This window comes from Pseudoflavonifractor hominis (assembly GCF_014288125.1).
Lineage (GTDB): Bacteria > Bacillota > Clostridia > Oscillospirales > Oscillospiraceae > Pseudoflavonifractor_A > Pseudoflavonifractor_A gallinarum.
The window spans coordinates 257749-269824 of the sequence record NZ_JACOPR010000003.1; the positions used below are offsets into that span (position 1 = coordinate 257749).

The window sequence follows — 12076 nt, forward strand, 5'->3', positions numbered from 1 at the left end:
GGCCTTTTCGCGCCCTGCGTCAGCCTGTCCAAATGACAGGGTGTCGCGGGGCATTTTTTATTGTTCGGAAAGAGGTGGCCTGATATGAGTTTACCAAAACGAAATAGTGCGGACGGGCGCTGTTACTGGATGAAGCCAGAGGTACAGGAGGAATTGCAGCCGCTCTTTGACCAGTGCATCCAGGATGCCATTGACGGGAGAATCACGCGGCTTGATTCCCTCTGGCCACCGGTCGTGGTCAGCAGCGAAGGCGCGCCCTTTGAGGTGTGGCAACTGCTTAGGGCGTGGACCGAAATACAGCGGGCCGAGACCCTGGATGCGGAAAAGGCCATCGCCTTCAGCGAAAACCTGCGCCGCCAGAGCCGGTGGGGTGAAATTGACCACCATTTACTTGATATGCTGAAACGGGAACTACAGGAGAAGTATTTTATCGTGACAGGCAATGAAGATGATCACTTCTGGGATCGGGAGTATTCTCTGAAACCAGGTATCCGTGCAGAGGAGGTCCCGGAGCCGCTGCTGCGTTTCGCCTGCTATGTGGCGGTGAGCTATAAGGTATATGGTATGGACTTTCAGTATCTGGACACCAATTACCTCTTTGGATTGGTGGAGAAAGTCCGTCCTGATATGGTGAAAAAGCTCCGGGAAAATGGGACCGGCAGGTTGCCGCTCAACCTGCAAAAGCGGAAAACAGAGCACTTCACCGCATCGGCCAACGATGCCTTTGCTGTGATCCGTATTACTGCCAGGAACAGCACGGAGGAGTGCTGCCATGAAGTACTGAACTACCTGTGTGAGCTTCTGGAGCAGGAGGATTTTCCCCGCAGCTATGCGGTGGAGTTCAAAGGGCCGGAAAAGAGTTATCTTCCCATCACAGGACTGCCCAAAAAGGGAGTAAACCAGCTCTTTGCCTGTGCCGTGCAGTACCCCGGCCTCCACCCCCTGATGGAACGGTACGCCCGGCTTGCCATGCGGCAATATGAGCAGTACACCAATCTCAGCGATGAGCAGTGCGCGCTCCCCGGAAGTTTTGCCGTGTTCGCCCTGGGAATGCTGGGGCAAGAGTGGCAGCAGCTGGTATGGGATTATCTCGATCTCTGCGATGATGAGCACTCCCACTTACAGGAAAAATTCCTCCGGGAGTATGTGAAACAGTTCGGATTTACCGCCGATACCGTCCCTGTATTTGTCCGTGGGGTGCTGTCCATGCAGAACATGAAGTATTCCAAGGACTATACCGCGTGGATGGCAAATGCAGAAAGCCTGGGCGCTCTGCTGGAGGCAAAAATCCACCTGTCCGAGATCGTTCCAAGCGGTTTTTCCTCCGACGAGGATGATGACGAGGACGAGGAACCCGCTGAGGAAACAGAAGCCAGCCCGGAGGAAGTGCTGCAATACGCATGGGAAACGGTCTGCTATGTGATCTGGGGCAAAGCCAGCGCCAAGGGTGGTCAGAAAGTGGTGGAAGCAGCTTCGGAGGAACTGAAGGAACTTTACCGACAGATTTTTATTCCGATAACGAAGAACCTGGAAGGAAGTGGTGGCCTGCTATGAGTTTGCCGAAACGCGACGGCGTACAAGGTCGTTATTATTTGATCCAGAAACCAGATACGAACCCCGAAGTGCTGGAACACGCCGATCAGTGCATCCAGGATGTGTTGGATGGAACTGCAAAAGAAAACCATTCCGGCTATCCGGTGGTCGTTCGGAACCAAAGCGGAACGCCCTTTCTTCCCAGCCAGCTCCTGGAGCGGTATCTGTCCAAACTGCCTTTGAAGGGATTCCCCTATGAGGAAGCTGTTACATTCTGCGATGCCCTGCGGCGGCTGGTGGGCTGGAGGGAGATTGGCCACACCTTGGGAAAATACATCAAACACCAGGTGCAGGAGAGGTTTTTTGAGATTGGAGAGAATGAGGACTACTTTTCGCCTTTCCCGCTCTGTACCGCATGGCCGGAGCTGCGGCCGGAGGATGTGGACGAGAACCTGCTGCGCTTTACTTGCTATGTGGCGGTCTGTTATACGGTGTATGGGGCCAGCGATAATACGATTATAACCGAACACTACCTTGATCTGGTTTCCCAGCTTCGCCCGGATATGGTGAAGCAGCTGAAAACAGCTGGCAGCGGCAAATTGCCAAAGGACATCCAGCGGCGTAAGACGGAGCATTTCACCGCATCGGCTAATGATGTGTTTGCTACCATCCGCATCACCGCCAGGGACTCCACGGAGGAGTGCTATGCTGAAATTCTGGATTACCTGTGTGCGGTGTTGGAGCAGGAGGGATTTCCCCGCAGTTACTCGGTGGAGTTCCGTGGGAAGGAAAAACTCTATCTGCCCATTCCCGGTCTGCCCAAAAAGGGCGTCAATCAGCTCTTTGCCTGTGCTGTGCAGCACCCCAATCTGCATCCGGCTATGGCGCGATACGCTCGTCTGGCTATGCGGGAATTTGAGTGGTACCAAAACCTCTCAGATGAAGCCTGTGCGATGCCCGGCACCTTCGCCGTGTTTGCCCTGGGGCTGGAGGGAGAACCGTGGGCACCGCTGGTGACGGAGTATCTGGATCTCTGCGATGACGAGCACTCCTCCCTGCAAGGGAAATTCCTTCATGCCTTGATCCGAAAGTTTGGGTTTCAACCATGGACGCTGGGGGTACTGGTGCGGGGCGCATTGTCCATGCAGTGGCTGGAGCCTGCCAGAGAATTCCGCAGCCTGATCGCCAATGAGGAAAGCCTGGATGCACTGCTGGCAGTCAAGCGACGCTTTTCCGCTTATCTCCTGCCGGAAGAAAACGAAGACCCGAAATTCCGGGCCATTGCTTGGCAGAGCCTGCTCTGGGCCATCTGGGGACAAGCCTCTGAAAACGGCGGCAGCAAGGTCATCAAGTCGGCACCGAAGGAACCGAGAGAGCGGTATCAGGAAATTTTTCGATAGGAGGAAACAAAATGAAAACCTTTGATCCCAATTATAAATTACTGGACGAGATGTATCAGGATGATTATTATCCTGCTTTTCTGGTAGATAAGGTCAAGGATGAGCTCCAGAAGGTCATCGACCTGCTGGAGGGCGGCGAAACCGACATTGAAGTGATACAGAACACGCTGGATAAGGCGGTCTGCGGCATCAATGATCTTCAGGATGAATTTTACGAAAACGACAGCGAGATTGAAACGGTGGCCCGGGATTGTATTGGAGACACCGTTGCCTACATTCTGGAGTGGTTCGGTATCCCGATTGATATGGAGGAGGCCATCCGAGAACGGGACTGGTGATTTTTATGAAAATAGAGCCCCCTCTTAGCACCGCTGTTTTCTGGCGCGGCGGAGAAAAGATTGATCTGAATGGACGAAAGCCAGATGCGGTATGGTGTCTGTCTGTGACGGGAGAGCGGAAGGTGAATCTGTCCTTCCTACGAGATTATCCCAATCTGGAGGAACTGATCTTAATGGAAAAGTGTGAGGGTGTAGAAGTTCTCTCCGGGCTAAAGCAGCTTCATACACTGTCCCTATGGCTGTCGGCCCCTGTTTCCTGGGACAATGTTTCTCTCCCCGGCCTGCGTGTTCTTCACCTGCGTGGGGAAAAGAATGGCGACATCACCCCGCTTCTCACCAGCATTACCGATCTCCATTTGGAGGAAATGCGGAAAACGGAAGATCTTGCCGCTTTCCTGACTCCAGCGACCCGGCTTCAGAAACTCTATCTCCAGTCACTCCCAGCTGTGCAGGAACTACCGGCTCTGGATGGGCTTCCTTCCCTTTATGCCCTGAAACTCTATGAGCTGCATAAACTAAACGATTTGTCCGCCCTCTCTCACAGCCATTTGCGCTACTTTGCCGCCTCTCTGATCGGGGATAAACTCTCCGCCCAGGCGCTGGCAGATGCTGTGATGGCGATTCCCAATCTGGAGGCAGCCGCGCTCCAGCTGGCGGATCGCTCCGAGCGGCGCTATGGCGGTGTCCAAAAAGCCTTTGCCGTCGCTGGGAAATCCGCATTGCTGCGGGAGGAAATTAGTGCTTTGACCACATGGCTGTCGCTGTAACCTGGGGATTGGGGCAAGAATGATATGGAACAGTTTTTTGAACATTCCGATTTGGGATTGGGAGCACTGACCTTTCAGAAAGGACCAGGGGCCATCCACTGCTGGACTGGAAGAATCGCAGACACAGAGATCCTGTTTTCCATTATTTTGAACACATCTGAACTCCGGTCGGCAAACCTGGATTTTATCCGTTCTGTGCTTCAAAACTGGCGGGAGTATCTTTCAAAAGCGGAGCATGAGATTCAGGCGCAGATTGGTAAAAGCCCTGAGAAGTTTGGATTGCAGCGCGCTCCATTCCCTGAAACGGAGATTCCCGCCGAGCAGCCGCAATTTCTGTTTTATGATGAGACAGAATGGGGCCTGCACTTTGAGATTTGTACCCTTCCTGTGGGGGAGCCATTTGGACTTATGGTTGAGTTTTCAGGGGATACGCCAACGGATGTATATGGCTTGTCGGAAGCGGAAGAAATAGAAGCGGACATGGAATAATATAAAGGAGCCGATCAGATTGTGTGAGAATGCGAAAATTCTTTGTCCTTACTGTTTGACGAGAGAAATTGACCCGGCACAGGCGATATGCTCTGCTTGTTATTCAAAAGAGGATAAATGGGAGCGAGGCAGTTGGGATGACCTGCGCAAGCGCAAGAATGCCGATGAAATCCAGATGTTTACCATAGCCAAAAAAGTAGATGAAGCGTTCCAGATACCAGAAAATGAAGCTTATGCCTGTATAGAGAAACACGAAATGATTCAGGCTGAGGCCTTGGAACGGGAAATGGAGGCTTTTCACCGGCGGCGCATCCTTTGTATGGTGGAGATATTTTCCAAGATTGATTGCGGCATCCTCTTTTCTGGCTATGTAGAACTGGATACCTATTTTAAGAATGTGTGGGATTATGCCCATCAGCGCATTGCCGCAGAACAGCTCAGAGAGGTTCAGGAGTATCTGCGGTCACAGATTCCATGGAAATCCCTATCCAGTCAGCGGATGGATCTGGGGGCAGAACTTCTCAACTTTTGGTGCGGAGAAGATGAGTTGGATTGGGGCTATTCTCAATATTTTGAGATTGCAGCAGGTAATCTCAAGCCGTTTCTTGCAATGACCTTATTCACAGAGATTCTGTGTAAGCATTTTCCAGATGTAATGTCTGCGCCAGTCAAGCGGCTGAGCAGCAAACTTTGAGGCACTAAAAAGGGGGTACTTTCATGCCAGACTGGGCACAAATCATATCCGATGCGCTGGACATTCTAAAATTTGACGGAGCCGTACAGGACACTCTGGCGGAACTTCGAGGGAAATGGGGCGCACAGGTCCCGGCGCTGCTGGATGAACGCTTTGACGCCATCGGCATCCAATATATGAAATTGCCCCATGAAAAAGGGGCGGCGGCGTTGGGGCAGGAGCTGTCTGCCTTCGGCTGGGCACTGTATAACCTGGACGATGAGGACGAGTATCTGTTTGCCTTGATCCCAGAGGAAGAACGCAGCGAATGGGAACGCTACTGCAAAAAGCAGGGGCAATATTGTCACCTGATGAAACAGCAAGGGCGAAAATGGGGCGACCATGCCAAGGAGCAGGACCCTGGGAAGCTGATGCCCTGCGAGGAATACATACTTCAGGATGAGTACGATTATTTCTTCAATTCTCTGGCGGGTGATTTTGCGGCGGGCAAATGGAAAAACCAGGATGAAGAAGAATGGAAAAGCGGCTGTGTGGCCGATCTGCGCCACCGTCCGCCGCAAGTAATCCGCTCCCACAGCTTGCCGCACCTTGGGTGCCTTACCTATTCCCCGGAACATGAACTATATGCTGCATCGAGGGCCGCTGGCAGCGGGACTATTGGCCGGGCATTACTGAGCAAGAATCCAGCCACCCTCAACTGGGCCGAACCGTCCCCCATTGGATATGACGGTCCACCCCAGACCCTGTGTTGGGCTGACCATTCCCTCTGGGTGGGTGATCCCACCAACGCTACACGGATTGAACTGACAGACCGGGGCACCTGCCAGGATGTGAAAAACTGGACTCTGCCGGAAGATGGCTGGAGCACCAAATACCATTGCGGCATTACGACAGACGGTCTGGGTCGGGTCTACTTTTCCAACGAGTGGTACAAGGGGCAGATTTACCGATGGGAAAACGGCAAGGTAACAAAGCACACCTTCTCTCTTGATGGATACGACCATCTCTCCGAGGCCGTTCCCGTTCCCGGCACAGGCCGCATTACCATGATCCACGCAGTCAGTGGCAAAGGGCGGATGGAAGAATGCCTGCTGGAACTGGACATGGACACCGGGCGGTGCCGAATTGCCCCCCTGCCTGGAATGGGCGAGGGGCTGAAACTTCGCTGGTTTACCGGAGACTGGCTGCTGGTGCAGGGAAACGGCGAAATCCTCTCCGATGACTTTGCCCAGCTCATCAATAGGAACACCCGTGAAGTGCTGCGTATCCGTCCGGGCATGTTCGGCGGGGAGAAAATGCAGCACATTGGGATGCTCACCGATGGCACAGTGGTCATCGTCACCCGGCGGGATATGGTTGGGCCGGTGTTCCGTTACCCCATCGACTTCTGGGGCTTTTTGCGCTCGGCAAACAAGCGCAAAAAGCTGGAGCCTTGGCGAGAGTACGGGGAAGCGTACCCAAATCTTCCCATCTTTCTGCCGCCCAAGGCCACAGAGCGAAAAATCATTCTCAAAAAAGACAGCCTGACCATTCTGGGGTCGGTATTTACGCCGCCGTTTACCCTGTCGCAGCTGGCGGAAAAGTTGGGGCCTGCCCGCATTGTCCTGCAAAATGGAACACGGAAAAGCCCCCTGACTGGCCGAGAGAATCCCTATACCCAGGCACTTGCTTTGTGGGACGAGCTTGGACTCCAGGGCTGGTTAGATGAAGATGAGCAGACCATCAAAACCCTTGGTGTCCGGGTAGCGGCACAGGGAGAGTATGCGGTTCGGCAGACATTTGACGGAGCGGTTTGGATCGGGTCCAAGGACTACCGGGAGGCCAAATGGAAGGACTTTGGCGGCGTTGCCCATACCCTCAAATTAGGCGGCTTTACCGTTTATACCCGCTTGCCGGGTCCTGTTCCAGAGGAGCAATCAGCGCAGAAAGCAAAGCTGGAGGCCCTCTCCGCTATGGTACAGATCAGCTGGAAAGGGCCAGAGAAACAGGCGGCGAACGCGCGGAAATACAAGTTATCCAAGCCGACTGAACCAGTGCTCACCTTTACCAGCTTCAACTTCAAGCTGGCGGTTATGGAAGTCCTGATGTACGAGAAATGCTTACTGGCTCCTAAACTGGATGCCCATGAGTTTGCCAGAGAGTATAGCCGACGCAAGATCGACATTGACGCGGAAGGGGATAAACCCATCCCAGAGATTCGGAAGTGGCTGGAGAAATACCCTGTCCCGGAGCAGCTGGCCCGGTCGGTCACAGAAATTGAGATGGATGGCGGCAACGAGATTTATACCCAGCTCTGTCCGTTCTGGGATGGCGAGGATGGAGCCTTTGATCTTAATACCATTACTGAGGCGGAACTGCGCCAGTTCCCCAATCTCAAACATATTACCCTCATGTCCTCCAAGCCGGAACAGGTGCTGCCGGTTCTGGAACGGTGCAGTATCAAGGTAGACTTGCTATAAGGTGAAAGTATGAAAGCGAAACTAAAAGTGATAAAGAACTGGGAGTTCGAGGAATTTGAACTGACGGGAACTTCCTTCAAATACAGCCCGACTGGATGCAAGGGTATGGTAGCCCGCAGCGAGGATGAAATTGTGTTTTGGACCTATCATCTCGCGCAAAAGTGCTGTGGCGTTTTGTGGGTCAAAGGCGAAGTTTCCAGGTGGATTCCCAGCCCGGAGCCGAAAGAGCAGCAAGATGTTTGGGAAGATCCTGTCTTGCTCTCATGTGACAGAGGAATCCTGTTGGTTTGCCCGGCCAGTAAATCCCTTTGGTGGATGCCGCAGATGGATGGAGAGTGGATTCCGATCCCCATGGATAACTGGTGTGCCCAGGGTATTCCCAAGCCGGTGGCAGTCACCGGAAGCCAGGGCGTTTTCCCTATTGTGTGCCGAGTGGACAACTCCGCTGGTGCGACCAACAGTTTTACCAGCCTGACGGTAGACTTTGAAACCATGACTGCACACTGGGCAGAAAGCGGCTCTTGCGTATACAGCAAAGCAGGAACCCGACAGACCCATTTGGCGGCGGTAGAGCGAGCTGGCGGAAATTTTGCCCAGGCAGACTTTCACTACAACTATCCTATGATTGGCTCCATACTGGAACAGGATGGACAGTTTTATGCCTTTTTGGAAAGTAGCACTATCAATCCGGCGGGTCTTTCTCTCATGGGCTACTATTGGTATCTGGAACTGGAGGAAAACGGACTATTCAAAAAGAAACTGTGGGGTAAAGATAATTTAAGCCGCCTGCCCGGAAAACATGGGATGCGCGGAAAATTCTCCGGTGACAGGACTTACCTGATCCTATCTCCCATTTTTAAGAATGACGACTGGAAGGGTAAACAAAAGCTGCTGCGCCTTTCGGATTTGGTGCTGATCGACCTTGCCATGCCCCGTGGATACGCTTCCTTTCATGTGCTGGATGTATGGGGGAACTGGGCATTTCTCAGCGATGAGAAAGACAAGCTGGTTCTTTGTGAAATGACCTTGGAGTAGTTATGAGGGCTGAGTATGATAGTGTTGATATGAGGTAAGCCAATGGAATTATTTGCAAAAAGAATGACTTGGGAGCTGGACAATGATGAAGGGCTGTCCTGCCTGTCCTTTGAACTGGAGGATGGTTACTTTACACTCTCCCGAAAGACCGGCGCGGAAGCACTCCGCTTGGAAATGAATGATCCAGCCAATGGTCAGTTGATTGACCCGGACTGTTTTGAATATGCCCTTGATAATACCAGGTTTCGTCTAAATATCGTGCGGAACAACCGAAAGGTTCTGCGGCATCTGGAAGAACACCACATCACCACGGAGTTGTATAGAGAAATTGTCCTTCACTACACTCCTCTCAGCAAGCCACAGCTTGAATCGTTATCTGCCGTGACTCTCAGGCTGTTTTTCGGTGAACTGCTTTTTTAATTTGAGACAGGATTGCCCTGAATCAGAAAGAGGAAATGGCTATGAACGAGAATTTATTTCGCCCACAATTTGATACATTGAAACTGTCCGATAAGCTCTGGCTTATGCAGACGCTGGCGACTCGTTATAATTTGACATTTAAAGAACTATACGCCTTTTCCCGCTGGGGACAAAGCTGTACCACCGGCCTATTTGAAAAAGGTGGCCGGGAGTTTGTCTTTGTCCCAGGCGATACCGTGATTCTTGGCTGGGAGAGCTTTGTCCAAGGAATGGACAAGGCCAACCAAGAGGAACTGGCGGATATTTTTGTGGAAATCGAATATGAGGACTCTGCGGAGGAATTTCTCCGGCAGGGCATGACTCCAGTACACCAGGTGACCATCGCCCCCATGTTCGTGGGCAGGAAACTGGAGGAGATCGGCTGGGAAAGCGTACCCATGAACGACCCTCGCATCACCGCCCACCCCGACTGGCTGGAGAACTTGCAGAAGTGGGCGGGCCAGAACAGACAGAGTTTTGAGATACATGAAACTGTCCGCTTTGAACGCAATGGTGATAGCTGGCGAGCGTGGCTGTGCCATCCCATGACCTACGCAGAGTTTCAGCGATTCCTGTTGTGGGAGCTGGCAGCCAGCCTTCCCACGCCGGATGAGTGGGCCTATCTGTGCGGAGGCGGATGCCGCACCCTGTTTCCCTGGGGGGATGGACTGGACCACAAGATGAAACTGCACCACTTTGAAAGTGGGGAAGATCAGGGTAAGCCATACGACATGGAGCAGCCCAACTTCTTTGGCCTGTCTATTGCCTACGACCCCTATAAGCGAGAGTTGGTAGACGGGAAAACATTGACCACCTGCGGCGGTGACGGTGGCTGCAATGTCTGCGGTGGCATGGGCCCTTTGCTTGGATATTTACCCTGTTCCCCTCACTGTAAACCGGAGGTTCGGGAAGATAACGAGATTCACAATGACTATGACTTTTTCCGTCCTGTTATCCGGGTGCAGACATCCGGGTGGAGAATGGTATCCTCCGAAGATGAGAGGTGATAGTATCAGATGATCGAAGCAATTACGAAAATCCACACCACTTCTTCTTCGGTTACATTTGTATGTGGCAATGTAGCCATGATTGGAAACGGTGAGTTTCGGGCTTCATCAGGAAAAGTGGATGGTTTTATCCTGTATGCCGACACTTTACAGTATGAAAACGGGGCGAAGCTCTCACGGGATGAACAAGAAAATTTGAAGTGCCTGTATCAGCACTTTGTATTGAACCGTGAAGATTTCATAGACTGGGATATTTGAAAAGAGATTTCCCCATGAAATGTTAGCAGATTGAGCACAGGAGTAAGGAGGAAAGCTATGGAATGGCCAAAACGGGCGCGGACAGCGGATTGGGAAAACGGTGTCCTGGCCTTAGATAGAGAGAAACAATTTGAAGTCCCGAAGCTGACCGCAGAGATCATGGAGCGGTTGGCCGGTTACACCCTGGTGGGCTTCCATGTGAAAGGGTATCCGGTGACGGATGAACTGCTTACCCCCTTCGCCGGACACAAAAGCATGGCCAACTTTGGCGTGGAGGACGGGGCGCTCACCGATGCCTGCTTCCCCGTCTTTTCCGCCATGCCCAAGCTGCGCTATCTGCTGCTGGATGGCAACATCGGAATCAACGGCAGCGGCCTGTCTGCCCTGCAAAGCTGCAAACTGGATCTTCTGACCCTCAACCGCACCAGGCTGGATGATGCCGGCTTGCTCCAGGCGGCCTCCATCCCCAAGCTCTCCCACATCCAGATCGACCACACCGCTGTTACTTACGAGGGCCTGCTGTCCATCGCAGGCAGCAGCCGCATCGAGCCGGTAGCCCATGTGCAGTTTACCAAAGAGCAGATGGAACACTTCTCTCAGCTTCAGCGGGAGAAGGCGAAAAAGCCCGCCCAGCTGGATGAGCAGGCAGCGTCGGAATGCCGCAGTGTGTTGTCCGCTTTCTTTGCCGAAATGACAGAATGGGAGCAGTACATGGAGCAGGTTGGGTTTGAAGATGCCGAGGCTGTGCCCCGCCTGCTGGCGATCTGGGAGAAGTATGTGAGCGAAAAGCCCCGTCCGGGCTATCGGCCCCTGGGCCTTTCGTACAGCGCCCAGGGCACCTACAACGGGGAAGAATTCCTTGACGCGGAGCAGATCACCAAGAACAAACTCTACATCTACACCAGAGAGAAAAACACCGGCTTTGACCGCCGCTTTCTCATGAAACGGGTGGGCGATGGCTGGAAGATCGATGCGGTGCAGGAGCGGCTGGACGGCTGGCAGCGGATCGGATTGTGAGGGAGGCATAATGGATGATATATAGGTTTACGGAAGTATTAAACGATCTTGTCAATTATTTTATTCTTGGTGACATTTTACTGCTGGAAAACTGGAAGCGAGCAAATCATCTTTCAGATGATTTGGCGATGGAGTTTACCACAAACGAAAGCGGCGACAGGGCGTTTGTCGAAGGAATTGTTATCCCCATGACCGGTATTGAAAACTATCCCTATACCATATTGTTCAACCTCTCTGGTGATACACCGGAGCTGTGCAAAGAAAAAAACCGATTGCAGTTTCGGAAAAGCGGTTATTCCCTCAAAGTAGCTCATAATATGCTGTTGCTTTTTACATGGCCGATATTGAAACAGTTTACTCCTGAAAAGGTGAAAGATCTGATTTCTTATTATAGAGTGCATAATAAGCCGATGATTGAGCTTGAAAATGGCTGGTATCATATCGAGATTTTGGGTGGAGAAACCTTGCAGGATGGGGACTATGAACCTACATTTGAGTTTGTGATACAACCAGCCACAAATGAAGAAGTCACCATAAATGCAGATATGAATTTTAGCTTTGAAATTACAAGCTCTGCTTATTAGTGAAACCTATCCCTACCGAAGATGGAAAAGGAGATT

13 protein-coding genes are annotated in these 12076 nt (G+C 52.2%); all 13 read left to right on the forward strand.

Going from position 1 to position 12076, the window contains the following annotated elements; translation table 11 throughout:
• Positions 1 to 84 precede the first annotated feature (84 nt).
• The 13 genes from H8S34_RS06500 (at position 85) to H8S34_RS06560 (ending at position 12040) form a co-directional block, all read left to right on the forward strand.
• Positions 85 to 1554 (forward strand): DUF6138 family protein, encoded by a 1470-nt coding sequence (locus tag H8S34_RS06500; RefSeq protein WP_243207935.1) that lies wholly within the window; start codon positions 85 to 87, stop codon positions 1552 to 1554.
• Positions 1551 to 2933: a DUF6138 family protein gene (locus tag H8S34_RS06505; RefSeq protein ID WP_186963368.1), complete on the forward strand. Its 1383-nt coding sequence runs from the start codon at positions 1551 to 1553 to the stop codon at positions 2931 to 2933. The genes H8S34_RS06500 and H8S34_RS06505 overlap by 4 nt, the downstream gene beginning before the upstream one ends.
• 11 nt (positions 2934 to 2944) lie before the next feature.
• Complete coding sequence (locus H8S34_RS06510; RefSeq protein ID WP_186963369.1) at positions 2945 to 3271, forward strand: DUF5713 family protein; 327 nt, start codon at positions 2945 to 2947, stop codon at positions 3269 to 3271.
• A gap of 5 nt (positions 3272 to 3276) precedes the next feature.
• Positions 3277 to 4038 carry a hypothetical protein gene (locus H8S34_RS06515; RefSeq protein ID WP_186963581.1) on the forward strand — a complete coding sequence of 254 codons (762 nt, stop codon included), beginning with the start codon at positions 3277 to 3279 and terminating at the stop codon, positions 4036 to 4038.
• 24 nt (positions 4039 to 4062) lie between these two features.
• Complete coding sequence (locus H8S34_RS06520; RefSeq protein ID WP_186963370.1) at positions 4063 to 4527, forward strand: hypothetical protein; 465 nt, start codon at positions 4063 to 4065, stop codon at positions 4525 to 4527.
• Positions 4528 to 4582: 55 nt separating this feature from the next.
• A complete protein-coding gene (locus H8S34_RS06525; protein ID WP_036627031.1) occupies positions 4583 to 5221 on the forward strand; it encodes a hypothetical protein in 639 nt (212 codons plus the stop codon).
• Between the two features lie 176 nt (positions 5222 to 5397).
• Positions 5398 to 7680, forward strand: coding sequence for a DUF6892 domain-containing protein (locus H8S34_RS06530; protein WP_243207936.1), 2283 nt, complete (start codon positions 5398 to 5400; stop codon positions 7678 to 7680).
• Between the two features lie 9 nt (positions 7681 to 7689).
• Positions 7690 to 8715, forward strand: a complete 1026-nt coding sequence (locus tag H8S34_RS06535) for a hypothetical protein (RefSeq protein ID WP_186963372.1) — start codon at positions 7690 to 7692, stop codon at positions 8713 to 8715.
• 42 nt (positions 8716 to 8757) lie between these two features.
• Positions 8758 to 9135 carry a hypothetical protein gene (locus tag H8S34_RS06540; RefSeq protein ID WP_186963373.1) on the forward strand — a complete coding sequence of 126 codons (378 nt, stop codon included), beginning with the start codon at positions 8758 to 8760 and terminating at the stop codon, positions 9133 to 9135.
• A gap of 41 nt (positions 9136 to 9176) precedes the next feature.
• On the forward strand, positions 9177 to 10181 hold the full coding sequence (locus tag H8S34_RS06545; protein ID WP_186963374.1) for a hypothetical protein: 1005 nt from the start codon (positions 9177 to 9179) through the stop codon (positions 10179 to 10181).
• A gap of 9 nt (positions 10182 to 10190) precedes the next feature.
• A complete protein-coding gene (locus H8S34_RS06550; protein ID WP_186963375.1) occupies positions 10191 to 10439 on the forward strand; it encodes a hypothetical protein in 249 nt (82 codons plus the stop codon).
• Positions 10440 to 10496: 57 nt separating this feature from the next.
• Entirely contained in the window at positions 10497 to 11456 is a 960-nt protein-coding gene (locus H8S34_RS06555) for an NTF2 fold immunity protein (RefSeq protein WP_186963376.1), read from the forward strand.
• 14 nt (positions 11457 to 11470) lie between these two features.
• Positions 11471 to 12040 (forward strand): hypothetical protein, encoded by a 570-nt coding sequence (locus H8S34_RS06560; protein WP_186963377.1) that lies wholly within the window; start codon positions 11471 to 11473, stop codon positions 12038 to 12040.
• Positions 12041 to 12076 lie beyond the last annotated feature (36 nt).